The organism is Shuttleworthella sp. (genome assembly GCF_057251025.1).
Map to the genome: position 1 here is coordinate 34,035 of NZ_DBHIDN010000002.1, position 23,987 is coordinate 58,021.

Here is a 23,987-nt window from a genome sequence, read left to right on the forward strand (position 1 = left end):
CTTCCCTGACCCGGGTCAGTTGCCGGCCTATTTGACCGCCTGTCCCATATTGTCTTCCATCCGGCGGTAGAGCTCTTCCACGGCGTTGTAGCCCATCTTCTTCTGCCGGTGGTTGACTGCAGCCGTCTCACAGATAACGGCCAGATTCCGGCCGGGACGGATGGGAAGTGAGTGGCAGACCACCTTCTTGTCCAGAATGTCCATATACTCCTCGTTGAGCCCCAGCCGGTCATACTCCTGTCCCGGCTTCCACTCCTGCAGTCGGATCACCAGGTCGATCTTCTGAGAGTCCTTGACGCACTCGACTCCGAAGAGACTCTTGACATCGATAATGCCTATCCCGCGCAGCTCAAGCAGGTGCTTAAGCACCCCCGGGGCGCTTCCCCTGAGGGTGTGCTCGTTGATCTTGCGGATCTCCACCACATCGTCTGCCACAAGCCGGTGGCCGCGACGGACCAATTCCAGAGCAGCCTCCGACTTGCCGACGCCGCTCTCTCCCATGATGAGCAGGCCCTCTCCGTATACATCCACCAGGACTCCGTGAATGCTGGTGGCCGGGGCCAGCTGCAGATTCAGATTGTAGATCAGTTCCGAGGAGAACTGGCTGGTGGCCGCATTTGTCCCCAGAACCGGTATATCGTGCCGGTAGGCCGCTGCCAGGAGCGCCTCTTCCGGCTCAAATCCCCGGCAGAGGATGATGACCGGGATGTCGTGCGAGAGAAGTTTCTCGAAGATATCCGCCCGCTCCTCGGGTGTCTTCTGATGGAGATAGGCACTCTCCACCATGCCGAGAAGCTGGATCCGTTCCGCCTCAAAGTGCTCGTAGAAGTCATTGAGCTGCAGGGCCGGACGATTGATATCCGGCACCAGCACATAGTGCTCTGACAGGTCCATCCGATCGGTAAAATTCACCAGATTCAGCTTTTCAGCGATGTCGGATAGTTTGGCTCCCTTGTTCTTCATATGCCCTCCTCTGCCTCTTTGCCCCGGTCTCAGACCAGTTACAGAATAGCACATCAATGCCTGTGCAAAAAGTCCCAGACCGCCTGGGCGGATGTCCGATTCATGCCGTCAATGGCGGCCAGATCCTCCACACTCTCCGATGCCATGGCCTCGGCGCTGTCGAAGTGCCGCATGAGGACTTTGCGCCGGACCGGGCCGATCCCGGGAATATCATCCAGGAAAGAACGGACCTGGGCCGCCGACCTTAAGGACCTGTGGTAGCTGATCGCGAACCGGTGCGCCTCGTCCTGGAGGCGGGTGATCAGGTGAAAACCCTCCGATGTCTTATCAATCGGCAGCTCTCTGCCATGAAAGTAGAGGCCGCGCGTGTTGTGATGATCATCCTTGACCATACCCGCCACCGGAATATCAAGCCCCAATTCCTCAAGGACCTCCTCCGCAACGCGGACCTGACCCCGGCCCCCATCCATCATCAGGATATCCGGAAATCTTGTGAAGGATCCCATCTCCTCATCCACGCCCCTCTCTCTTAAGTCTCTTCGCTCCTCCATGCCGTGGGCGAAGCGGCGGCTTAGAACCTCCCGCATGGAGGCGTAGTCATCCGGCCCATCAACTGTCTTGAGCCTGAACTTCCGATAGTCAGACCGCTTGGCCTTGCCGTGCTCGAACACCACCATGGACCCAACCGTGGCGAAACCCATGATATGAGAGATATCATAGGCCTCCATCCGCTCCACGCTCCTCAGGCCGAGAAGGCGGGAGATCTCCTGCATGGCCCCGATGGTCCTCCCCTCCTGGCGCCGGATCTTCTCCCTGTCCTGGTCCAGGATCATCTTCGCGTTCCGCGTGGCAAGTTCCATCAGGCGGGCATTTTTCCCTCTCCGGGGATTTTTGAGATAGACCTTCTGCCCCTTCTTCCCGGACAGCCAGTCCTGGGTCAGCCGGGCGTCATCGATTGCGACCGGCAGACAGATCTCTCTCGGGATAAAGGGCGTCCCCGCATAGAACTGATGGACGAATGCCTCAAGGACCTCCTTCTCTTTCTCATCTGCCCTGACATTCACCGCCAGATGGTCTCTGCCGATCATCTTGCCGGACCGGATATAGAAGACGGACACCACGGCGTCCTCCCCGTCAATCGCCGCGGCGATGATGTCCTGATCCTCCTCGTCATAGCGAGTGATCTTCTGCTTCTGGGCCGTATGGGCGATGGACTTAAGCAGGTCCCGGTACTCTGCCGCCCTCTCATAGTCCATGGCGCCGGCGGCCTCCGACATCCTGGTCGTCAGGTCTTTGGTCACAGTTCCCGTATCTCCGTCCAGGAATCGGATGGCCTCTCTGACATGAGCCATGTAGTCCTCCTGAGAGATTTTCCCGTCGCAGGGGGCATCGCACTGATTCATGTGGTAGTTGAGACAAGGCCTGTCCCTGCCGATTTGGTCCGGTAGCTTCCGCTGACAGGTGCGGATCCGATAGAGCTTCTGCAGCAGATCGATGGTCCGGTGGGTGGCGTCGGCGGAAGTGAAAGGGCCAAAGTACTTAGCCCCGTCCTTCTTGACCCTGCGGACAAAGAGGAGTCTGGGATAGGCCTCCTGGAGGGTGACCTTGATATAGGGATAGGTCTTGTCATCTCTGAGCAGGGTGTTGTACTTGGGCCTGTGCTCCTTGATCAGGTTATTCTCAAGGACCAGGGCCTCCAGCTCCGAATCGGTCACGATGTACTCGAACCAGCTGATCTGATCCACCATCTGCCGCTTCTTAATGCCCTCGTCATGGGACGCCTGGAAGTACTGGTGGACCCGCTTGGTCAGGCTTAAAGCCTTCCCCACATAGATGATCCGGTCAGAGGCGTCATGCATGATATAGACTCCGGGTGCATCCGGCAATTTCTTCAATTCCTCATCCAGGATAAACTCGGGACTGCCCATGCCTCCTCCTCCCTATAAGCAGAACCCGGGAGTATCATCCCCCGGGTTCTCTGTCTTCTCACAGAGGGCCTGCGCCCCTGCCTGCTCTCTTCTCTTCCCGGCCTCAGCTCTTCGTCTCCTCGGGAGATTCTCCCCCGGCCGGGTCCTCCCTGCAGTCATCCGCCTTCTTTGCCCCCTCCTCGGCGTCCGCCTCCCGGGGCTGATACTCCTTGACCCTGTCCTGGTATCCTGCCTGCGGCAGAGAGGCGTCGGCAGAATTCTCGGCTTTCTCTCCGGCAGGCTCTTCGACAGCTGCGGCCCGGTCTGCCTCCATCATGGCCATGGCGGTCTCGACAAAGCCGGCAGTCTCCTCCTCCTCGGGCTCAGGCAGACCCTCCAGCTGGCGGAAGATCTTCATAAACTGCTTGCCGCTGATGGTCTCCTTCTCATAGAGGAAGTCCGCGATCCGGTCCAGGGTGTTCCTGTGCTCGGTCAGAATTCGGACTGCCTCCCCGTAGCCCCTGTTGATGAAGGCCAGAACCTCGTCATCGATCTGCGCCGCTGTGTTCTCTCCGCAGTTTAGGGCGGCGCGTCCGTCCAGGTATTGGCTCTCGACCGTGGCCAGACCCATCATGCCGAACTTATCGGACATGCCGAAGCGGGTGACCATGGCCCTTGCGATATTGGTAGCCTGCTCAATGTCATTGGCCGCCCCGGAAGTCATGGAGTGGAAGACCACCATCTCCGCGGCTCGGCCACCCATCAGGGTGACGATCCGGGCCAGGAGCTCATCCTTGGTCTCAAGGAACTTCTCCTCCTCCGGAGTCTGCAGGGTATAGCCCAAGGCCCCCATGGTTCTCGGGACAATGGTGATCTTCTGCACCGGCTCTGTGTTCTTCTGCAGGGCGGAGAGCAGAGCATGCCCCACCTCGTGGTAGGCGACAATCTTTCGCTCCCGGTCACTCATCACCTGGTTCTTCTTCTCCCGTCCCCCGACGGCAACCAGTTCAAATGCCTCAAAGAGGTCCTTCTGGCTGACGAACTTTCTCCCATGCTTGACTGCGCAGATCGCGGCCTCATTGATGATATTGGCCAGGTCCGACCCCACCAGGCCGGCAGAAGCCGTCGCCAGGGAGTCCAGATCAACCGTCTCATCCATGGGGACATCCTTGGCGTGAACCTTGAGGGTAGCCAGGCGCCCCTTCTGGTCCGGCCGGTCCACAATGATGCGGCGGTCAAATCGACCGGGGCGAAGCAGGGCCTTGTCCAGGACCTCGGGCCGGTTGGTCGCCGCCAGGACCAGGAGCCCCTTGGACGTGTCAAAGCCATCCATCTCCGACAGGAGCTGATTCAGGGTCTGCTCTCTCTCGTCATTGCCGCCCCCAAAGCGGGAGTCGCGGCTCTTGCCGATCGCATCGATCTCATCGATAAAGATGATGCAGGGGGCCTGCTTCTGTGCCTCCTTAAAGAGATCACGGACCCGGGAAGCTCCCACACCGACGAACATCTCGACGAAATCGGAACCCGCCAGAGAGAAGAAGGGCACGCCGGCCTCTCCCGCCACGGCCTTGGCCAGGAGCGTCTTTCCGGTTCCCGGAGGGCCGACCAGAAGGGCCCCCTTGGGGAGCTTGGCCCCGATCTCAATATACTTGCGGGGATTGTGCAGGAAGTCAACGACCTCTACCAGAGACTCCTTGGCCTCATCCTGACCGGCCACATCCTTGAACTTGACGCCGGTTGATTTCTCCACATAGACCTTGGCGTTGGACTTGCCGGGATTCATTCCCAGGCCTCCCCCCATCCGCCGCATGAGAAAGGCAAAGAGAATCCAGAGCAGGGCCAGAGGAATCAGCATGGAGGCGATATTGTAGATCAGGGCCGTCGTATCGGAATTGAGTTTTCCTGAGATGACCACATTGTGCTGCTTCATGGCCGGAATCAGCTCGCTGTCCTGGATATAAGCCGTGAAATAGCTGGTCTTGACCTCCTGCCCTGTGGCCTCCTGGATCAGTTTGGAGTTCTCCTGAGCCTTGTCATTCTTATAAGAGGCTCCCTTCTTCAGATTGAATTCGATCCGGTCGCGGTTGATCGTCGCCTTCTCCACCTGATCGGACACAACCAGCTTGTAAAAGTCCGTGTAGGGGACCTCCGTCTTATTGGAAGAGGACCGGCTGTAGACCAGGCTTGTGAAGAACATTGCCACCAGGACAAAGACCAGGAGCAAAATCAAAGGCTGTGGGATCCGACCGTTATTCTTCTTGTCTCCGTCGGGCCCGCCGCCGGGGTTCATATTCTGATTCATAAAATCCTCCGCTGGCATATACAAGGAATGCGGATGCAAACTCCTGACTCTCTCATTTATTATATGGATTTCACACGACGAATCAATGTGAAGCCCTGTCCTGCGAGCTCCACTGCGCGAGGCTCCCGCCCCCCAGCCGCATCTGCCTGCACCGGGCAGCCTGACCAAACAGAAATAGAACGCGCATTTAACTACTCCATGATAGAGCAGATAAATGCGCACTTCAACGACTTTATCCTCTGGCCCTTGAATCTGCGGGAAACAGGGCTGGTCACAGCCCCTTGCAGACCGCGTCGAACTCATCCGTGATCTCCCTGCCGGGGGCGGGTGTGAGAAGACTTACGACCAGCATGAAGAGGGCCCCGGTCACAAAGGCCGGCAGCAGCTCATAGATATCCCATCCTCCCCCAAGGGGGCGAAGCAGGTATTTCCAGATGAAGACCATCATTCCGCCCGAGATCATCCCGGCGATCGCCCCATAGCGGTTGGCTCTTCTCCAGAAGAGGGATAGGAGCATCACCGGCCCGAAGGCGGCTCCGAATCCCGCCCAGGCGAAGGAGACAATGGCAAAAACCGAGGAATTGGGGTCTCTTGCGATGAAGATGGAGATCAGGGCGATGACAATCACCGTGAGGCGGGCGGCGACCACCCGCTGCTTGGCAGTCAGGGGGAGGCCGAAGACCTCCACCAGCAGGTTCTCTGAGAAGGAGGATGAGGCCGCAAGGAGCTGCGAGTCGGACGTGGACATGGTACAGGCCAGAATCCCCGCCAGAATGACCCCGGCGAGCAGGGCAAAGCCCAGGCCGTTGCCGGAGAGGAGGTGGGCAATCCTGACAATGGAATTCTCCGCATCTGCGGAGGACTGTGCTGTGGCAATTGCACCGACCTTGCTCATGGCATTGGCCACGATGCCGATGAAGATGGCCACCGCCATGGAAATCACGACCCAGACGGAGGCAATGCGGCGGGAGACCTTGATCTTCTTCTCATCGCCGATCGCCATAAAGCGAAGAAGGATATGGGGCATGCCGAAGTATCCGAGTCCCCAGGCCAGGTTGGCAAAAACCTGCATAAAGCTGTAAGGCACCGCCGTCTGGGGCGTGTTGATGTTCCCCATCTGGCGCAGGCTCAGGTAGCCGGCGATCCCCCGGGCATTGTCCATCACCCGGTCGAGCCCCCCGGCCACATGTGTTCCGAAGAGGACCACGATGAAGAGGGCAATCGTCATGACAACGGACTGGACCAGGTCGGTCGTGGAAGCCGCCAGAAAGCCGCCCAGCATGGTGTACAGAATAATCACGGCCGCCGCCAGCACCATGGCAAGAATGTAGTCAATTCCGAAGAGTGTGTGAAAGAGCTTGCCGCAGGCGGCGAAGCCGGAAGCCGTGTAGGGGATGAAGAAGATCAGGATCCAGATGGCAGAAATCGCCACCAGGATACGGCTCTTATCCCGAAAACGGTTCGCGAAGAAACTGGGAATGGTGATGGAGTTGTTGGCCTTGATCGTATAGCGGCGCAGACGCCTCGCCACGACAAGCCAGTTCAGATAGGTCCCGAGCGCCAGTCCGATCGCTGTCCAGCTGGCCTCAGCCAGGCCCGAGATATAGGCGACGCCCGGCAGCCCCATCAGGAGCCAGGAGCTCATGTCGGAGGCCTCCGCACTCATAGCCGTGACGATTGGCCCAAGCTTGCGGCCTCCCAGATAGAAGTCATCCGTGCTGGCATTCTGTCTGGAAGACCAAATGCCGATCGCCAGCATGAGAATCATATAGAATACAATGCTTGCGCTGATACCGATTTCCTTGATCATTCTTCTTACTTTCCCAATTCATACAGCAATCCCCCAGGCATATCAGTGTCCGCGGGATTGCATCTGTCTCATTCTGTTCGTCGGGGCATCCCGGCCGAGAGGCCACCCTGCAGGCTGTCGCCGGGCAGCCTGCCGTCTCAAAGCACCTTGGCCAGGAAATCCTTCAACCGGTCGCTCTTCGGCTGATCGAAGATCTGCTGAGGGCTTCCCTCTTCTATGATCTTGCCTCCGTCCACGAAGATCACCTTGGAGGCCACCTCTCTTGCAAAGCCCATCTCATGGGTGACACAGGCCATGGTCATCCCCTCTCTGGCGAGCTGCTTCATGACCTCTAAGACTTCTCCGACCATCTCCGGGTCCAAGGCGGATGTGGGCTCGTCAAAGAGGAGGATCTCCGGATTCATGCACAGGGCCCGGACAATGGCAATTCTCTGCTTCTGTCCACCGGACAGCTGGCTTGGATAGGCCTTGGCCCGGTCAGACAGGTTTACCCGGTCGAGAAGCTTCATCGCCTGCTCCTGGGCCTCGGCCTGGGAGAGCTTTCTCAGTTTCATGGGGGCAATGGTCATGTTCTTTAAGACGGTCATGTTGGGGAAGAGGTTAAAATGCTGGAAGACCATCCCCATCTTCTGCCGGTGCAGGTTGATATCGATTTTGGGATCGGCAATGTTGACCCCGTCTACCAGGATCTCTCCCTCCGTCGGCATCTCCAGAAGGTTAAGCGAACGCAAAAGTGTGGACTTGCCGGAGCCGGAAGGTCCGATGATGACCACCACCTCTCCCCGGTCGATGTCCAGGTTGATGTCGTCCAGGGCCTTGATGAGGCCGCCGCGATAATATTTTTTCAGTCCTCTGACCTGAATCAGGGTATTAGCGCTCATTTTGACGAAGCCTCCTCTCAACCCGACCGAAGACGGTCTCCAGGATAATTACAATCACCAGATAGATGCCTGCCACCGCAAAGAGGGGCATGAAGGCGGAGTAAGTCCGGCTCCGGATGACATCTCCGGCCTTGGTCAGGTCCATAATACCGACATAACCGGCGACGGAGGTCTCCTTGACCAGGGTGATGAACTCATTTAGGAGGGCCGGCAGAACCGCCTTGAAGACCTGGGGCAGAATGATGTAGATCATGGTCTGCGGATAGTTGAAGCCCAAAGACCTGCCGGCCTCGAACTGCCCCTCGTCGATGGACATGATGCCCCCGCGGATGATCTCGGCCACATAGGCGGCGGAGTTCAGTCCAAAGGCGAAGATAGCCACAGCGACGGCGTTCTTTGAGGCGGCGAAGATGATGAAGTAGGAGATCATCAGCTGAACGACAACGGGCGTCCCCCGGATAACGGTCAGATAGATCTTGCAGATGACGTTCAGGACCTTGAGGACATAGTAGGCAGGCCTCTTACGGCGTCCCATCTCCCCTCCGCTCTTATCCCAGGTAGACCGGACTGTCGCCACAAGGGCTCCCAGGACGATGCCCACAAGGACCGCAAAAATCGTAATCTGCAGGGTGATTCCAAGCCCCGACACAATCGATTTCCAGCGATTATCAGTGATGAAGTTGAGGACAAATTGGGCCTTGAGCCCGTCCCACCAAGCGCTCATGTGCTTCTCCTTCCACTCGCCCGACCCGGTCAGTCGGGACCGGTCCGGGCGAGCCGCTCATCGTTTTTCTCTTACTTGTCTACGCCGTACTTGGAGAGAATCTTGTCAATCGTCCCGTCTGCCTTCAGATCCTTTAAGGCCTGATTGATCTTCTTCTGCAGGTCCTCATTATTCTTGTTGATGGCGATGGCATACTCTTCCTCCTCGTAAGCGGTGGGAAGAAGCTTGAGGGCTGAGCCATTGGCCTTGACATACTCCTGGGCCGGCTTGTTGTCGATGATCACGGCGTCCACTTTGCCGGTCATAAGAGCCTGAACCGCGTCGGTTGCCACTGTGTAGCGGGTGATCTTGTCCTCTCCGTAGTCCGTGGTCGCGTCGTTGTCTCCGGTTGTTCCGGTCTGGACCCCGATCTTGTTGACCGTCTTCAGATCGTCCTTGTCCTTGATGGAAGAGTCGCTTTTTACGATAATGGACTGGATCGCATTGATGTAGGAGTCGGAGAAATTAACAGACTGCTTGCGCTCCTCATTGATCGTGATGCCGGAAATGCCGAAATCATACTTCCCGGCCTGGACCCCGGCCACGATGGAACCGAAGGGCACGTTCTGGATCTCCAGCTTGAGTCCCAGCTTATCCGCAATGGCCTTGGAGAGCTCGATATCGACTCCCTTGTACTCATTGCCCTCCATGTACTCATAGGGAGGGAAGTCGGCGGAGGTTGCCGCAGTCAGACTCTCCTTCTTTGCATCCTTCCCTTGATCGCTGCTCTTGGCCGATCCGCAGCCGGCCAGGAGAGAGAGTGTCATTACCGCAGTCAGTCCCAACATTGCAATTTTCTTCATCTTCATCTCATTACTCCTTATCTCTTCTGTCCCGGATCCGATCAGCCCCTTGGGAGTCGGCCCGACTGGTTAGAGAGTATAGCAGGGTCTGTATAATTTTGCAAGCTTTTCTCGTCATTTTGTATTTTTATTCACATCTGCCGAATCTCGTCGAATTCCTCCCTTGATCCTCCTCCCTCCTGTATAATGGTATAAACCCTTCACCGGAAAGGAGTGCCTATGCGCCTGCTCTTAGCTGAGGATGAGCTTGATCTCTCCCGGGCCCTGGTCCGCATCCTGCGGGCCAACCACTATGAGGTGGATCCTGTCTATGACGGCCGGGATGCCCTGGACTACCTGGAGACCGGCGTCTACGACGGAGCTATTTTAGATGTCATGATGCCTGAGATGGATGGCTTCACGGTCCTCAGGAAGATTCGGTCTGCCCATAATGATATCCCCGTCCTGATGCTGACTGCCCGGTCCGAAATCGATGATCGGGTGCAGGGACTGGACTCGGGCGCCGACGACTACCTGACCAAGCCCTTCTCCATGAAGGAACTTCTGGCCAGGGTCCGCTCCATCACCCGCCGCAAGATGCTTGCCACAGATACCAATCTCCGTCTGGGAAGGCTGACCCTGGATCAGCTGACCTGTACCGCTGAGACGCCCGGGGGGAGCCTCCACCTGGCCAAGAAGGAATACCAGATTCTTGAGATGCTCCTGGCCAACCCCGGGCAGATCATCTCCCCCGACCAGTTCATGGAGAAGATCTGGGGCTTTGAGAGCGAGCTGGAGCAGAATGTGGTCTGGGTCAATATTTCGAACCTCCGCCGCAAGCTCAAGTCCATTGACGCCGGCATCGTTATTAAAGCCTCCCGGGGTCTGGGCTATTTCGTTCAGGAGGAGTAATCTATGTTCCGGAAATTGCGACGCAAGTTCATCGGCCTGTCCATGCTCTCCGTCCTGCTCGTTCTGTCTCTGATCATGGGTGCAGTCAACCTGATCAACTACCGGTCGATGACCAGGTCGGCGGATGAGAAGCTGTCTCTTCTGGCCTCACAGGGCGGCCGCTTCGGCGACAAGCCGCCGGGGGGCCGGCCTCCCGGTGATTTCGATGCCGAGACGCCTTTCAGCAGCCGCTATTTCAGCGTCAGCCTCTCCTCCGACAACCGGGTCATCTCCTCTGACACGGATCACATCGCTGCCATTGACGCCGACCAGGCCGTCTCCTACGCGCAGAAACTTGCCGCAAAAGGTCTTCCCAGGCAGGGTTATCTGGGCCGCTACCGCTACCTTCTCAGGGAAGCGGATACGAGCGCAAGAACCTACTACTTCCTGGATACCCAGCCCCAGAGACAGTCCTTCTACAGCTTCCTCTATGGGAGTCTGGCTGCCGGTGCAGGTGGCCTCTTCCTGGTCTTCCTCCTCCTGCTTCCGGCCTCTGTCTGGGCGGTCGGCCCCATCGTCGAGAGCTACAACAAGCAGAAGCAGTTCATCACGGACGCCAACCACGAGCTCAAGACCCCTCTGGCCGTCCTGGCCGCCAACAACGAGGTCATAGAAATGGACTGCGGGGCGTCCGAATGGACCGCCTCCAACCGCCGCCAGATCAACCGCCTGAGCTCTCTTGTGGAAAAGCTGGTCTTCCTCTCCCGCATGGATGAAGAGAGTCCTCGTATTAATATAGAAGAAGTCGATTTCTCGCAGATGGTCCTGGAAGCCGCAGAGTCCTTCGACGCCCCGGCCAGAACCGGGGGACGAAGCCTGACCATCAACGTGACCCCCTCCATTTCTCTGGAGTGCGACCCGGCTTCCATGCAGCAGCTTCTCAGCCTGCTCCTGGACAACGCCCTCAAGTACTCTGACGAGGGAGGGAGCATCGAGGTCTCTCTCTCCTCCACTGCCAGGGGCAAGCTGCTCACCATACGGAATACGGTCTCCTCGATCCCTCAGGGAGACCTGTCCAGACTCTTCGAGCGCTTCTACCGGCTCGACAGTTCCCGCAATTCCAAGACCGGGGGCTACGGCATCGGCCTGGCCGTGGCCAAGGCCATTGTAAAGACGCACAAGGGCAAGATTACGGCCGCCAGTCCCGATGGCAAGTCTGTCATTTTCACGGTTCTCCTGCCATGAACTGCCAGCGGCTCTTTGAACTCGCCCGTCCGGCTTTCCCTCCTCTTTCCCTCTTTCCGTCCTCTTTCCGGATCCCAAATCGTGCTTGACAGGGGACCGGGCCGGACCTAGAATCAGTATGTACACAATCTTTGGGGCAGGTGAGATTCCTGACCGGCGGTGACAGTCCGCGAACCCCTTTGGGGCCGATCCGGTGCAATCCCGGAACCGACGGTAACAGTCCGGATGGGAGAAGATGGATACACTCACAGGTCGAATGTCAGGACTTCCATGAGATGGTTCATCTTATGGAGGTCTTTTTCATGCTTGGGCAAGAATGTGATCCTCCATCCGTTCCGATGTGTATACGACATATGGATTCCCCGATGGGGCAGAATTTGGAGGTTACTATGGACGCATTGATCAGAGAAAATCCCAGCAAGAAGAACAGAACCCGGGAAGAGGCCGGAGGCATCAGCACGAGAAAGCTGGTGATCACCGCCATGTTCTCCGCCTTATCGGCGATCCTTATGCTCTTTGAGGTCTCCCTTCCGATCGCCCCCTCCTTCTTAAAATTCGACATCTCCGACCTTCCGGCCATCCTCGGCAGTTTCATGATGGGCCCCATGGCCGGCGTTGCCATAGCCGCCTTCAAGAACATCTTGAAGCTCTTTTTCCGCGGAACTTCCACCGCCTTCGTCGGTGAATTGGCCAACTTCGCAGGCGCCACAGTCTTTGTTCTCTCTGCCTCCCTGGTCTATCGCTTTAAGAAGGGCAAAACCGGAGCCGCCATGTCGCTTCTCGTCGGAACTCTTCTGACAACCATGGCCTTTGTCATCATCGATTACTTCGCGATCTTCCCCATGTATGTGACCCTCTATAGCATGCCGATGGACGCCATCATCCGGATGGGGACCCTCGTCAATGGCCGCATCCATGATCTCTTCACCATGATGGTCTATGCGGTTGCACCTTTTAACCTGCTCAAGTACGGCCTGGTCTCCCTGATCACCTTCTTCACATACAAACGGCTCAAGCAGATTCTCTTTAAATAAGAGTCTCTTGCATCTTGCTCAGGTCATTCAAGGCAAGAAGACCCTATATCAGGATTGCACCCTGTGCGCTCCCGATATAGGGCCTTCTTTTTTTGTTTTCACAAGCTCAATTTTTATTTCCGAAACTTTAGGTTGACTTTAACTTGTCCCTGTATCCTCTAAGCATCTCAAGAAGAGAGATAAGCTGAAAGGAGGTTCACATGGGAGATCAGATGATTTTCGAGAGATATGAACTCAAGTATCTCCTGTCCAAAGAAAATTATCGGGCCGTCCGCATGGCCATGATGGAACACATGGAACCGGACATCTACGGGAGGAACACCAATCTCTCCCTCTATCTGGATACGCCGGACTTCCTTCTGGTTCGCCGGTCCATCGCAAGCCCCGTCTACAAGGAGAAGATCCGTATTCGAAGCTACGGGACCGCAGGGCCGGAGGATAAAGTCTTCGTCGAGCTCAAGAAGAAGTACCGCAAAGTCGTCTACAAGAGGCGGATCGCCCTGACCGAAGATAAGGCGGATGCCTGGATGAGGGGGCAGTATCTCCCGGCGGACAGTCAGATCGTCCGGGAAATCGACTACAGCCGCAGCTTCTACCGGCAGCTTGCTCCCCGGATCCTCCTCTCCTATGACCGGGAGGCCTTCTATGCGAAGGCGGATCGGGATTTCCGCCTGACCTTTGATCGGAACATTCTCTGGAGGAGGGACCGGCTCAATCTCCACAGCGAGATCTACGGGGAATCTCTTCTCGAAGCAGGACAGGTCCTGATGGAGGTCAAGACCCGGGCGGCCATTCCCCTCTGGCTGACAGAAGTCTTAAGCCGGGAGAAGATCTACCGAACTTCTTTCTCCAAATACGGCAGGGCCTATGAGCAGTTGCTGCAGGCGCCCCGCCACAGGAAAGAGGGCTATATCACCGGGCAGAAAGGAAGGAGGCCTGACAATGACATCGCTGTTTAGCGGAATTTTTGATACAAGTACAAGCACTGTAATCGCACCCGGATACTTCCTCGTCTGCCTTGGGGTATCCTTTCTGATCGGCCTCTGGCTGGCCGGCGTCTACGCCTACCGAAGCCGGCACACCCAGTCCTTCATGCTGACTCTGGCCCTTCTCCCCGCCATTGTCTGCGTAGTGATCATGATGGTCAATGGCAATATCGGAGCTGCTGTCGGAGTAGCGGGAGCCTTCTCCCTCGTCCGCTTCCGGTCCATCGCCGGCAGCGCCAAGGACATCGCCATGATCTTCCTGGCCATGGCAGCAGGGCTGATTGTCGGCATGGGATATCTGGCCTATGCAGCGCTCTTTGCCTTAATCGTCGGCATGGCGCTCATCTTCCTGGTTCAGCTGCGTTTCGGAGACCATCACCGGTCCGGCTGCCGCAGTCTTCGCATCACGATCCCGGAGGACTTAGACTACACGGACCTCTTTGAAGCTATCTTCACAAAATACTGCACCGACTGCCATCTGCTCTCGGTTAAGACAAGCAATATGGGCAGCCTCTTCAAGCTGACCTATGACATCAACCTCAAGGATCCCGCCGCAGAGAAGGAAATGATCGACGCCATCCGCGTCAGAAACGGCAATCTTGAAATCACAATCTCACAAGAGGAGGTAAACAATGAGCAACTTTAAGAGCTATAAGATCCATAATATCCGGCGTCTTGGCGCAGTCGCCATGGCCGGGAGCTTAGTCCTCGGCATGACCGCCTGCGGAGCCAAGACCGCTTCCACGAAGACCAGACAAGCGGCTTCCGCCTCGTCCACTTCCACCGCAGCTTCCGCCTCCGTCTCGGACTACTTCACGGACCGGGACCTGTCCGGGGACTATGATGATGCCTCTGCCACCCACATCAGCCTGTCCGACAGCGGCTCTACCGTCTCCGGCCAGGGAGCGACAGTCAACGGATCCACCATCACGATCAGCGCAGAGGGAACCTATGTCTTCTCCGGCAGTCTCTCCAAGGGACAGATCAAGGTAGAGGCAGAAGACACTGCCAAGGTTCAGATTGTCCTGAATGGCGTCACCATCAGCAACTCCGGCTCCGCGGCCATTTACGTCAAGACCGGAGATAAGGTCTTCGTCACAACTGCCGAGGGCAGCAAAAACAGCTTGACCAGCACCGGCAGCTTCAGCGCCGATGGCGATATCAATGTGGACGGATGCATTTTCTCCAAGCAGGATCTGGTGATCAACGGCAAGGGTTCCCTGGATGTCAAGTCCTCTGCCAACGGCATTGTCAGCAAGGACGACCTCAAGCTGACCGGGTCCAACGTGACCATCAGCGCCCAGGAAAAGGGCTTGGAGGCCAACGACTCCATCCGGATTGCCGATGGAACCTATGACATCACCGCAGGCGACGACTCCGTACATGTTGACTCCTCCGACACGGAGGCCGGCTTCTTCTATATGTCGGGCGGCACGCTCTCCCTGTCCAGCGGCGACGACGGCATTCACGCAGATGGCAAGCTCAATGTCGCCGGCGGCAAGATCCTCGTCAATAAGTCAAATGAGGGCCTGGAGGGCAGCCAGATTGTCATTGACGGCGGCGATATCGATGTCACTTCCCAGGATGATGGGCTCAATGCTGCCGGGGACTCCGGCAGTGCCAGTGACTACTCCATTACCATCAATGGAGGCAAGCTCAATGTCAATGCCTCCGGAGACGGCATAGACTCCAACGGAGATCTCTACATCAACGGCGGCGAGACCTACGTCTCCGGGGCTACCAACAACGGAGACTCCGCCCTCGACTATGGCGAGCGGTGCAAGGCGGTCATCACCGGCGGAACGGTCGTTGCAACCGGTTACTCCGGCATGGCGGAGGCCTTCGACTCCTCTTCCAGCCAGGGAATGATCCTCTACGGACTGACCAGCACCAGCGCAGAGACCGTCACCGTGACGGATGAGTCCGGAAATGTCCTCGCTTCCTATACTCCGCCCAAGAACTACAATGCGGTCTATGTCTCCGCTCCCGGCATGACAAGCGGCAACAGCTATACCATCGCAACCGGATCCGACAAACAGACCATTCGTCTCGACACAACCGTCACAACATCAGGAAATATCAAGAGCCGGGGGATGGGGGGCCCCGGTCAATCCGGCAAGTCCGGTAACATGGGGGCCCCCGGCGGCAAGGGCGGCTCTGATCATTCCGATCATTCCGGCAAATCCGGCAAGTCCAATAAATCCGGCAAGTCCGGCAAATCTGACTCGTCCGATAGGTCCGGCAAGTCCCAGAAGGCAAATAAATCCGGCAAATCTCAGAAGTCTCAGGCAAGTGAGAACCGCTAATTCTCTGATCGGATCGACAAAAATTCCGCACCTGTCCTGTGAGACGTCACAGGACAAGTGCGTTTATCATAGATGAAAATTACGCACAAAAGGCAAGAAAGGGTCACCATCGGCCCTCTCTTGCCCTTTGTATGTCTCGGCCGGGGCCGTTTGCGGCTGCCCGTCCCTCTTACCAGCGCTTGGGGATCGCCAGCACGAAGGCCTTGGTATAAGCCGGATCATTCTCCTCCAGGGTCAGGCGGTAGCCATGCATCTGACTGATCTTGGCCGCGATCGACAGGCCGAGTCCGGATCCTCCCTGGCTGGAGCGAGCGGCGTCTCCCGTAGAAAAGGGTTCGAAGAGTTCTGCCGCAAGCCCCCCGGGGATGGGACTGCCGGTATCGGCGACAATCACCAGAATCCCCTCTTCTAAGAGCGGGTTTGCCTCCGTCGGCCTGACGCCCTCACGGCGCATTTTCTCATAGGATTGTTCTCCTTCTTCTCGCCTGACCGCCTGTGTCTTAATCAGGATCTTCGTCCCCCTCGGATTGTGCCGGCCGGCATTATTGATCAGGTTGCTGATCACGCGGGAGAGTTGGATGGGATCTGCCATAATCTCCCAGCGCTCCTCGCTGATCTGCACCTGCAGGTCCATCCCTCTGGCCTCAACCTCTTCATATAGCAGGGCTGTATTCTCCCGGACCAATTCATTGATATCCTGCGGGCTCTTCTGCAGTCGAAAACCTGTGGAGTGAATCTTGGCATAATCAAAGAGGAGATTGACCAGGTCATTGACCCGGCGGGACTTGGCCTCAATGGCCTTTAGATAGCGTCTGACCATCAGAGGATCCGTAACCATCCCATCTGACAGGGCCTTCGCGTAGCCCGAGATGGTTGTGATCGGGTTCCGCAGATCATGGGCAATGTCGGAGAAAATCAGATTCCTGTCTGCGTCGAACTGCTCGTGCTCCCGCCGCTGCGCCTCCTGCAGGATACGCATCTGTCCGATGACAAAGTGCGCATAGAGGAGGCCTGTGATGATATAGGGCAGGGCGTAGAGGAGGAGTACAAGCGACAGACCCAGGAGAAGAAGAGCTATCTCTCCCCCCGTCAACCCGGGAAGAGGCCCTCCCTTGGGCGGACCGAAGACCTGCTTTGCGATCACATCAAGGATTTGGTCTTCAAAATTCACCAGGGGATCCTGAAGCGACCGAATCGAGCCGACTAAGTGGATCGGGAGGAGGAAGATAAGCCCGAGAAAAAGATAGATGCTCTGCCATACCGTCATTCCGGAGACACCTGTCTGCCCCATGAGCGGAAGAATCAGATTCGACGCAAAGAGGGGGGTGACCAGGTGGCTGATCAAAAACTCCAGTGCCGTCGCCGCCAGCATGGCAACGACAAAGGCTCCGATCAGGCGGGCGGTCATATTGGTCTGCTGCTCAGCTGTCATCTGTTCCTCTCCATGCGATAACCCAGACCGCGAATCGTCCGGATATAGTGATTGCTCTCTGTGTGATCCAGCTTGGACCGAAGCTTGCTGATGCAGACCATAATATTGTTGTCCGCAACGATATATTCCTCTCCCCAGCCCCTCTCATAGATCTGTTGCTTGGTAAAGACCTTGCCGGGGTGGCTCATGAAGAGGTCCATGATCCGGTACTCAACCGAAGTCAGGTCAATCTCCTCCTGCCCCCGATACAGCACACAGGCCTCCCGGTCCAGGCGCAGGTCCTGCACGACCAGATCCTCTCTCTCCCTTTCCCCCATACTGCCCGGAGCAATATCTGCCCCAAGGGCGTAGAAACGCCGAATAGCCGCATTGACTCTGGCCACGGCCTCCAGAGGGTTGAAGGGCTTGGACAGATAATCATCCGCTCCCAGATTCAGTCCCAGGATTTTGTCGGAGTCCCCGTCTCTTGCAGAGAGCATAAGGACCGGCATATTGCTCTTCTTGCGAATCTCCTTGAGCAGGCTGAAACCATCCATCTCGGGCATCATCACATCGAGCACGCACAGGTCGACCTGATCTTCCCTGATCAGCTTCAGGGCCTCAATACCATTCCTGGCCTCCAAGACCCGGTAGGACTCATGGTCTAAGTAGAGGCGGAGAAGCTCTCGTATCTCAGCCTCATCATCAGCCAATAGAATTGTATATCCCATCTTCTACCCTCTTTGCCATCGTATCATAAGCTCTTTTCTCATAAGCTTCCTTGAAATCTCCGCCTCCCATTATAGCAGAAGGATTTTCATAAAGAAGAAGGGCCGCCCCTGTATCCCCGCGCACGACGCTGCCGGGATATAGGGAGTCGGCCCCTCTTCACAAGCTCTTACCATATGGATTTTATTGAAGGCCTTCTCCGTGCACCGGCGGATTGCCCTCCTCTGTCTCCCCGGGCTCTTCCATCTTCGTCTCTGCCTCCCGGGAAGCAGTCTGTCCCATCGGACTGACCGGGGTCACCCGGTCTTCCTCTGCCGGGGAGGTCGGACTGACCGGGGTCACTCGGTCTTCCTCTGCCGAAGAAGTCGGGGGCACCTGTGCCTGCCCGGTCGGAGGAAAGCTTCCCTCGGGTTGGCCGGAAATCACATCGAAAGGACGTTTCTCATCCTTAATCGCCTCATAGAGAGCCGCCCGCGTCTGCATGATATAGGGGTTGGTCCAGAAGAAATTGCTCACGCCGAGGGTCACTGCCCCGAGCAGGCCCCATGGAATGAAGGACAGGTCTAAGACAAAAGACTTGAGCTTATTGCCGTCCATCATGTATCTGGAGATGGCGAAGGCGTCCTCGCTCGGCATATCCGGATACTCCGCCAGGAGGTAGGGGATCATCTGATACTCGTAAGCCTTGATCACCCCCGGGACGACAAAGAGCAGACCCCACAAGGCCGTGAAGAGTTTCCGCAGGAACATGATCTTGACGCCGTTCATATAGTGGCGGTCGAAGCCCTGTCCGAGACTTGAGACCCCACCTTTTCCGTGCAGATTGTCCAGGTAGAATCGATCCCCTCCCACTTCCAGCGGACCGTAGACAAAGATAGTGATGATCAGCTTAATGGTTCCGATTACCAGTGACAGGATAATCCACAAGACAAGCAGAGTCAGCAGAAAAGCAAAAATCCCTGTTCTGATCGCCTCGCTGTCGAGTTGATACCGCCAAGCATATTTGCCGGATCTGTACTTATCCGCGTAGGACCTTCTGTAACGGCTGATGTAATCTTCATCGAGCAGATTTCGGGTCTGATCTGCCGACAGCAATTCTGACTCCTGATGAATCCGATCCAAGTCAGTGCCCGTCTCGGCAGATGCTGTCACGCCCTCCTCACGAGCCGTAGGCGCCACGGACCATAAGCCCGGCAGACGAGCTCCCGTGGACAGAATGGTCACGGCCACCGACGCCGCGGAAATCCCACCCAGACTCTCGCTGACGATTCCCCCGCCTGCCGTCACGATCATAAAGACAACCGTCACCAGAAGCGTGCGCCAGTAGTTGACGCGAAAAGCCTTCTTGGCTCTCTCCTTTAAATCTTTTCTTTGCCACATAAATATACTCCTATCAGAGACTTATTTCTTAAGCCAGATGATAGGAGTATTTCCTTATTCTCACAATAGAAAAACCTTAAGAGATCCTTAAAAATCCCTCATCGGGTCTGCAGGTCGGCATTATTGCGGCGGATGCTGTCCGGATCTGAAGACCTGTCGTTGCCGGGGGCATTGGCCTTACTGTCTGTGAAGCTCTTGTCTCTGTTGGCCGTGACTCCCAGTCCCTCCAGATCCTTCTTGGCGGCTGCCCGGTAACCGGAAGTCGGCAAATCGGTTAAGAGCTTTTCATAGTACTTGACCGCATTGTCCCGGTCTCCCAGCTTATTGTAGGAGGAGGCCAGGCGATAGAGGGCCGCTCCGTTCTCATAGCCCACGCTGTCCTTATCCTCTATCAGGGGCAGGTACTGATTGACCGCCTCCTGCCAGTTTCCGGCCTTGTATGCCGCATTGCCGGCTCCATAGGCAGTCTTCTTCTGAAAGTCCTTCAGTTGATTGCTCAGGGCATCGTAGTCGCTCTTTCCGATATCCCCGAGAAGGTCCCGGTTGATCGACGATAAGGCCTGGCCGGCCCCCGCCCGGTCATTGGCCGCCAGCTTGTTCTTGGCCTCTACCAGCTTCTCATAGGAGGTCACTGCATCTGCCTTCCCGGTGTAGTTCGAAAGCTCCCTCTGCAGGTCCTCCACCTGTTTCTGGAGGGAGGATATACTGGAGTCGGAGGCCTGCTTCTGCTGGTTGGCTGATACCAGGGCATTGGCCGCCTCATGATTTCCCTTCGCTCTGACTGCCGGATAGATCAGGAAGAAGGAGACCAGGATCCCGATCAGGATTCCGATCAAGATATTGACCAGGCTCCCTCTTACTCCATCAAAATAGTCCCATAGCGACCGCCGCGCTTCCAGGGGGATTTCATTACTGCCCAGAAGGGAGGCCGCAGGCAGACGGCTGCTCCTCTTTTGGGATCGGCTCGCCCTCTTAAGCCCCTCCCTTGTCTCCTTGCTGTAGCGAACCGTCACCGGATCCGATGCATCAAGCTTTCGCGCCAGGTTGAGCGCCTTGTCCGCCTCTTCATAATTCGCGTCCGCAATCTGACACAGGGCAAAGAGCTGGTAGGCCTTAAGCATATGGGGATTCATCTCCATAACCCGCTTGAGCTGGATCCTGGCCAGGTCCCGGTTTCCCTCCTTACAGTAGCGAACGGCCTGGTTGAACTTATGCATGGTGGCCGAGATCTTCTCCAGAGCCCCCTGATTCTTCTGAATCTGCCCCAGATACAGGTCCACCCGGTTCGCCTCGGGCTGCAGGTGCTTGCTGATGACCCACTCATTCAGGGCCAGGACCGTCTCTCCGATCTCATAGTAGCACAGGCCCAGCAGATTCCGGGCGTCCGTCAGCCCCTTATCACAGCGCAGGGCCGTCTCCAGATTCTCGATTGCCAGGGAGATCTCCCTGTTTTGAGCCCTGCGCAGGCCCTCATTATAGAGCGCTTGTCCCCTGGCCCTGACCTTGCGGTACTCCCGCAGGTTAGCTCCGCAAATCGGACAGACCTCCTCACGGTCAATCTCATAGCCGCAATAAAAACAATTCATAAGCCGGCTCCTCAGCGACGAAGCGCTCCGCCATTCATGATGATTTCTCTCATCAGATCGGTCAGATCCGTCAGGTCCTTCCCGTGAATGGCATCTTCCGCCTCCTCGATCTCCATGATTGGCTCGTAGTGCTTTAACTCTTCCTCAAAATCGATCATGTGACATCTCCTTGCAGGCCCTTACCCGATGGACTCCAGGCGGGCCGTAATATCCGCCATCATCTGCTCATACTTCGCCAGTTTGTCCCGCTCGGCCGACACCTTATCCGCAGGGGCCTTCGAGAGGAATTTCTCATTGCTTAGCATCCCGTGGGACCGCCTCAGCTCTCCCGCAAGCCGCTTCTGCTCCTTGATCAGACGCTCCTTCTCCTTGTCCAGGTCCACCAGATCTGCAAGCGGCATATAGACCAGGGCATCCGGGATCACCGCGGAGACGACATCCTTTCCGAGTCCGGACTCGTCTGCCTGAACACAGATCTCCGAGGCGTTGGCCAGGCCCGCATAGGCCTCCTGATTTCTCGCAAAAATCTCTCGGACCTCCTCATCTGCCGAGACGATCATCAGCTTGGACTTGCGGCTGTTTGGAACTTCCATCTGCGTGCGGATATCCCGGACGGCCCGAACCAGATTCATCGCCCGATCCATAATCTTCTCCGCGGCCGGATCATCTCTCTCCCCGATATAGACGGGCCAAGCTGCGATCATGATGGACTCCTCCTCCGGGTGCAGGCTCGAATAGATCTCGTCCGAGATAAAGGGCATGAAGGGATGCAGGAGCTTGAGCGCATCCGACAGGACCTCTTTCAAGCAATAGAGGGCGGCATTGGCGGAGACCGGGTCCCGGTCCTTCCGATACATACGGGGCTTCACGATCTCAATATACCAGTCGCAGAATTCATCCCAGATGAAGTCATAGACCTTCTGGACGGCGATCCCAAGCTCGAACTTGTCCATATTCTCTGTCACTTCACTGACCACCCGGTTGATCCGGCTTCGTATCCACCGGTCCGCCGCCTGCAGATCCTCCTCTGCCGGCGTGTACAGGTCAAATCCATCCAGATTCATCATGATAAAACGGGAGGCGTTCCAGACCTTGTTGGCAAAATTGCGGCTGTTCTCTACCCGCTCAATATAAAACCGCATGTCATTTCCTGGGGCATTGCCCGTGATCAGGGTCAGGCGCAGGGCGTCCGCCCCGTAGCGGTCGATGATCTCCAGGGGGTCGATTCCGTTTCCGAGTGACTTGGACATCTTTCTCCCCTTGTCATCTCTGACCAGGCCGTGGATCAGGACATGGTGGAAGGGGGCCTTACCGGTCTGCTCCACAGCGGAGAACATCATCCGGATGACCCAGAAGAAGATAATATCGTAGCCGGTCACCAGGACATCCGTGGGATAGAAGTAATCCATCTCCGGTGTCTTCTTGGGCCAGCCCAGAGTCGAGAAGGGCCAGAGGGCGGAGGAGAACCAGGTGTCAAGCGTGTCCTCCTCCTGGCTAAAGTGCCTGCCGCCGCAGCGGGGGCAGACCTCCGGTGCGCCGCCCCGCCGCACTACAATCTCTCCGCAGTCCCGGCAGTAGTAGGCCGGAATCCGGTGCCCCCACCAGAGCTGGCGGGAAATGCACCAGTCCTTGATATCGGACAGCCAGTGTTCATAGGTCTTGCCGTAATTGGCCGGGACGAACTGCATCTCCTTCCGATGGAAGGAGTCCAGGGCCGCCTGCCCCATCTCCTTCATCTGGACAAACCACTGGGGCTTGATCATGGGCTCAACGGTCGTGTGACAGCGGTCATGTGTGCCGACTGCATGGGTGTGCGGAACCACCTTGACCAGAAGACCCAGCTTGTCCAGGTCCTCGACCATGACCCGGCGGGCCTCGTAGCGATCCATGCCGGCATACTTGCCGCAGCGGTGATTCATGGTCGCATCATCATTTAAGATATTGATCTCCGCCAGCTTGTGTCGCCTTCCGACCTCGAAGTCATTCGGATCATGGGCCGGCGTGATCTTCACGCAGCCGGTCCCGAAGGCCCGGTCCACATATGAGTCGGCGATGACCGGGATCTTCCGGTCGGTCAGGGGCAGAAGAAGCATCTTTCCGACCAGGTCCTTGTAGCGGTCGTCATCCGGGTTGACGGCCACTGCGGTGTCGCCCAGCAGGGTCTCGGGACGGGTTGTTGCGATCTCGACGTACTTTCCCTCTTCTCCCTCGATCGGATACTTAATGTGCCAGAAATTCCCCTCCTGATCCTCATGTTCCACCTCGGCATCGGAGAGAGAGGTCTGGCACTTGGGACACCAGTTGATGATCCGGCTGCCCCGGTAGATATAACCCTTCTCGTACAGGCGGCAGAAGACCTCCTCCACGGCCTCGGAGCAGCCCTGATCCATGGTAAAGCGCTCCCGGTCCCAGTCTGCGGAGCTGCCCAGCTTCTTGAGCTGGTTAATAATGGTCCGGCCATATTCCTCGCGCCAGTCCCAGCAGTACTCCAGGAACTTGTCCCGGCCGATCTTCAGTTTGTCGATCCCCTTGTCCTTTAAGGCGTTGGTCACCTTGACCTCCGTCGCAATGGCCGCATGGTCTGTGCCGGGCTGCCAGAGGGCCTCATATCCCTGCATCCGCTTATAGCGGGTCAGGATATCCTGCATGGTATTGTCAAGGGCATGTCCCATATGCAGCTTGCCCGTGATATTCGGAGGGGGCATCACGATGGTGAAGGGCTTCTTGTCCCGGTTCACCTTCGCGTGAAAATATCCCTTCTTCTCCCACTTCTCATAGAGACGGTCCTCAATCCCCTTGGGATCGTAGGTCTTAGCAAGTTCCCTGCTCATACTGGCTCCTTCCCTCGTCAAAAAAGCTGTGAAATAGCACGATCCCGGCCACCATACTCGCGATAGCCTCCATGTGCCTATGCGATATGTGGCGGTCAGCATGGTATTTCACAGCCTCATCATGCGTCTTCGCTCCGATTGGCTCTATTTCCCTTGATTTTCTGCGCCGAAACCGTAATC

19 protein-coding genes and 1 riboswitch are annotated in these 23,987 nt (G+C 56.9%); of the genes, 6 read left to right on the plus strand and 13 right to left on the minus strand.

Features of this window, described 5'->3' with window-relative positions; translation table 11 throughout:
* Positions 1 to 27 precede the first annotated feature (27 nt).
* The 7 genes from hprK to ACO5R6_RS00840 all read right to left on the minus strand — a co-directional run bounded on the left by hprK (position 28) and on the right by ACO5R6_RS00840 (position 9,435).
* The gene (hprK, locus tag ACO5R6_RS00810; protein WP_485625274.1) at positions 28 to 963 is read right to left on the minus strand and encodes an HPr(Ser) kinase/phosphatase; all 936 of its coding nucleotides are present in this window, start codon (positions 961 to 963) and stop codon (positions 28 to 30) included.
* Between the two features lie 53 nt (positions 964 to 1,016).
* Positions 1,017 to 2,891, minus strand: a complete 1,875-nt coding sequence (gene uvrC / locus ACO5R6_RS00815) for an excinuclease ABC subunit UvrC (protein WP_485625275.1) — start codon at positions 2,889 to 2,891, stop codon at positions 1,017 to 1,019.
* Positions 2,892 to 2,994: 103 nt separating this feature from the next.
* Positions 2,995 to 5,172 (minus strand): ATP-dependent zinc metalloprotease FtsH, encoded by a 2,178-nt coding sequence (gene ftsH, locus ACO5R6_RS00820; RefSeq protein ID WP_485625276.1) that lies wholly within the window; start codon positions 5,170 to 5,172, stop codon positions 2,995 to 2,997.
* Between the two features lie 271 nt (positions 5,173 to 5,443).
* Positions 5,444 to 6,982: a sodium/proline symporter gene (locus ACO5R6_RS00825; RefSeq protein ID WP_485625277.1), complete on the minus strand. Its 1,539-nt coding sequence runs from the start codon at positions 6,980 to 6,982 to the stop codon at positions 5,444 to 5,446.
* A 137-nt stretch (positions 6,983 to 7,119) separates the two neighbouring features.
* Positions 7,120 to 7,863 (minus strand): amino acid ABC transporter ATP-binding protein, encoded by a 744-nt coding sequence (locus tag ACO5R6_RS00830; protein ID WP_485625278.1) that lies wholly within the window; start codon positions 7,861 to 7,863, stop codon positions 7,120 to 7,122.
* Positions 7,853 to 8,587, minus strand: a complete 735-nt coding sequence (locus tag ACO5R6_RS00835; RefSeq protein ID WP_485625279.1) for an amino acid ABC transporter permease — start codon at positions 8,585 to 8,587, stop codon at positions 7,853 to 7,855. Before ACO5R6_RS00835 ends, ACO5R6_RS00830 begins: the two co-directional genes overlap by 11 nt.
* Positions 8,588 to 8,658: 71 nt before the next feature.
* On the minus strand, positions 8,659 to 9,435 hold the full coding sequence (locus tag ACO5R6_RS00840) for a basic amino acid ABC transporter substrate-binding protein (RefSeq protein ID WP_485625280.1): 777 nt from the start codon (positions 9,433 to 9,435) through the stop codon (positions 8,659 to 8,661).
* Positions 9,436 to 9,648: 213 nt separating this feature from the next.
* Between ACO5R6_RS00840 and ACO5R6_RS00845 the strand changes: the two genes are divergently transcribed.
* The 6 genes from ACO5R6_RS00845 (at position 9,649) to ACO5R6_RS00870 (ending at position 15,870) form a co-directional block, all read left to right on the plus strand.
* Positions 9,649 to 10,320, plus strand: a complete 672-nt coding sequence (locus ACO5R6_RS00845; protein WP_485625281.1) for a response regulator transcription factor — start codon at positions 9,649 to 9,651, stop codon at positions 10,318 to 10,320.
* A gap of 3 nt (positions 10,321 to 10,323) precedes the next feature.
* On the plus strand, positions 10,324 to 11,544 hold the full coding sequence (locus tag ACO5R6_RS00850) for a sensor histidine kinase (protein WP_485625282.1): 1,221 nt from the start codon (positions 10,324 to 10,326) through the stop codon (positions 11,542 to 11,544).
* A 123-nt stretch (positions 11,545 to 11,667) separates the two neighbouring features.
* Positions 11,668 to 11,785: riboswitch (FMN riboswitch) on the plus strand.
* A 148-nt stretch (positions 11,786 to 11,933) separates the two neighbouring features.
* Positions 11,934 to 12,578 (plus strand): ECF transporter S component, encoded by a 645-nt coding sequence (locus ACO5R6_RS00855; protein WP_485625283.1) that lies wholly within the window; start codon positions 11,934 to 11,936, stop codon positions 12,576 to 12,578.
* 200 nt (positions 12,579 to 12,778) lie between these two features.
* Positions 12,779 to 13,537: a VTC domain-containing protein gene (locus ACO5R6_RS00860; RefSeq protein ID WP_485625284.1), complete on the plus strand. Its 759-nt coding sequence runs from the start codon at positions 12,779 to 12,781 to the stop codon at positions 13,535 to 13,537.
* Entirely contained in the window at positions 13,521 to 14,210 is a 690-nt protein-coding gene (locus ACO5R6_RS00865) for a DUF4956 domain-containing protein (RefSeq protein WP_485625285.1), read from the plus strand. Before ACO5R6_RS00860 ends, ACO5R6_RS00865 begins: the two co-directional genes overlap by 17 nt.
* Positions 14,197 to 15,870, plus strand: a complete 1,674-nt coding sequence (locus tag ACO5R6_RS00870; protein ID WP_485625286.1) for a carbohydrate-binding domain-containing protein — start codon at positions 14,197 to 14,199, stop codon at positions 15,868 to 15,870. Before ACO5R6_RS00865 ends, ACO5R6_RS00870 begins: the two co-directional genes overlap by 14 nt.
* A 169-nt stretch (positions 15,871 to 16,039) precedes the next feature.
* On the opposite strand, the gene ACO5R6_RS00875 is transcribed toward ACO5R6_RS00870, so the two are convergent.
* The 6 genes from ACO5R6_RS00875 to ACO5R6_RS00900 all read right to left on the minus strand — a co-directional run bounded on the left by ACO5R6_RS00875 (position 16,040) and on the right by ACO5R6_RS00900 (position 23,807).
* On the minus strand, positions 16,040 to 17,302 hold the full coding sequence (locus ACO5R6_RS00875; RefSeq protein ID WP_485625287.1) for a sensor histidine kinase: 1,263 nt from the start codon (positions 17,300 to 17,302) through the stop codon (positions 16,040 to 16,042).
* Positions 17,299 to 18,012 carry a response regulator transcription factor gene (locus ACO5R6_RS00880; protein ID WP_485625288.1) on the minus strand — a complete coding sequence of 238 codons (714 nt, stop codon included), beginning with the start codon at positions 18,010 to 18,012 and terminating at the stop codon, positions 17,299 to 17,301. The genes ACO5R6_RS00875 and ACO5R6_RS00880 overlap by 4 nt, the downstream gene beginning before the upstream one ends.
* A 181-nt stretch (positions 18,013 to 18,193) precedes the next feature.
* A complete protein-coding gene (locus ACO5R6_RS00885) occupies positions 18,194 to 19,390 on the minus strand; it encodes a DUF975 family protein (protein ID WP_485625289.1) in 1,197 nt (398 codons plus the stop codon).
* 98 nt (positions 19,391 to 19,488) lie between these two features.
* Positions 19,489 to 20,976 (minus strand): tetratricopeptide repeat protein, encoded by a 1,488-nt coding sequence (locus ACO5R6_RS00890; RefSeq protein WP_485625290.1) that lies wholly within the window; start codon positions 20,974 to 20,976, stop codon positions 19,489 to 19,491.
* Between the two features lie 11 nt (positions 20,977 to 20,987).
* A complete protein-coding gene (locus ACO5R6_RS00895) occupies positions 20,988 to 21,134 on the minus strand; it encodes a hypothetical protein (RefSeq protein ID WP_485625291.1) in 147 nt (48 codons plus the stop codon).
* Positions 21,135 to 21,155: 21 nt separating this feature from the next.
* Positions 21,156 to 23,807, minus strand: coding sequence for a valine--tRNA ligase (locus ACO5R6_RS00900; protein WP_485625292.1), 2,652 nt, complete (start codon positions 23,805 to 23,807; stop codon positions 21,156 to 21,158).
* Positions 23,808 to 23,987 lie beyond the last annotated feature (180 nt).

What these genes read in the sequence shown, in the direction of transcription:
- ACO5R6_RS00825 (WP_485625277.1), bottom strand. Translation starts at nt 6,982, where the DNA reads ATGATCAAGGAAATCGGTATCAGCGCAAGCATTGTATTCTATATGATT.
- ACO5R6_RS00860 (WP_485625284.1), top strand. Translation starts at nt 12,779, where the DNA reads ATGGGAGATCAGATGATTTTCGAGAGATATGAACTCAAGTATCTCCTG.
- ACO5R6_RS00840 (WP_485625280.1), bottom strand. Translation starts at nt 9,435, where the DNA reads ATGAAGATGAAGAAAATTGCAATGTTGGGACTGACTGCGGTAATGACA.
- ACO5R6_RS00830 (WP_485625278.1), bottom strand. Translation starts at nt 7,863, where the DNA reads ATGAGCGCTAATACCCTGATTCAGGTCAGAGGACTGAAAAAATATTAT.
- ACO5R6_RS00835 (WP_485625279.1), bottom strand. Translation starts at nt 8,587, where the DNA reads ATGAGCGCTTGGTGGGACGGGCTCAAGGCCCAATTTGTCCTCAACTTC.
- ACO5R6_RS00850 (WP_485625282.1), top strand. Translation starts at nt 10,324, where the DNA reads ATGTTCCGGAAATTGCGACGCAAGTTCATCGGCCTGTCCATGCTCTCC.
- hprK (WP_485625274.1), bottom strand. Translation starts at nt 963, where the DNA reads ATGAAGAACAAGGGAGCCAAACTATCCGACATCGCTGAAAAGCTGAAT.
- ACO5R6_RS00870 (WP_485625286.1), top strand. Translation starts at nt 14,197, where the DNA reads ATGAGCAACTTTAAGAGCTATAAGATCCATAATATCCGGCGTCTTGGC.
- ACO5R6_RS00865 (WP_485625285.1), top strand. Translation starts at nt 13,521, where the DNA reads ATGACATCGCTGTTTAGCGGAATTTTTGATACAAGTACAAGCACTGTA.
- ACO5R6_RS00880 (WP_485625288.1), bottom strand. Translation starts at nt 18,012, where the DNA reads ATGGGATATACAATTCTATTGGCTGATGATGAGGCTGAGATACGAGAG.
- ACO5R6_RS00855 (WP_485625283.1), top strand. Translation starts at nt 11,934, where the DNA reads ATGGACGCATTGATCAGAGAAAATCCCAGCAAGAAGAACAGAACCCGG.
- ACO5R6_RS00890 (WP_485625290.1), bottom strand. Translation starts at nt 20,976, where the DNA reads ATGAATTGTTTTTATTGCGGCTATGAGATTGACCGTGAGGAGGTCTGT.
- ACO5R6_RS00900 (WP_485625292.1), bottom strand. Translation starts at nt 23,807, where the DNA reads ATGAGCAGGGAACTTGCTAAGACCTACGATCCCAAGGGGATTGAGGAC.
- ftsH (WP_485625276.1), bottom strand. Translation starts at nt 5,172, where the DNA reads ATGAATCAGAATATGAACCCCGGCGGCGGGCCCGACGGAGACAAGAAG.
- uvrC (WP_485625275.1), bottom strand. Translation starts at nt 2,891, where the DNA reads ATGGGCAGTCCCGAGTTTATCCTGGATGAGGAATTGAAGAAATTGCCG.
- ACO5R6_RS00885 (WP_485625289.1), bottom strand. Translation starts at nt 19,390, where the DNA reads ATGTGGCAAAGAAAAGATTTAAAGGAGAGAGCCAAGAAGGCTTTTCGC.
- ACO5R6_RS00895 (WP_485625291.1), bottom strand. Translation starts at nt 21,134, where the DNA reads ATGATCGATTTTGAGGAAGAGTTAAAGCACTACGAGCCAATCATGGAG.
- ACO5R6_RS00875 (WP_485625287.1), bottom strand. Translation starts at nt 17,302, where the DNA reads ATGACAGCTGAGCAGCAGACCAATATGACCGCCCGCCTGATCGGAGCC.
- ACO5R6_RS00845 (WP_485625281.1), top strand. Translation starts at nt 9,649, where the DNA reads ATGCGCCTGCTCTTAGCTGAGGATGAGCTTGATCTCTCCCGGGCCCTG.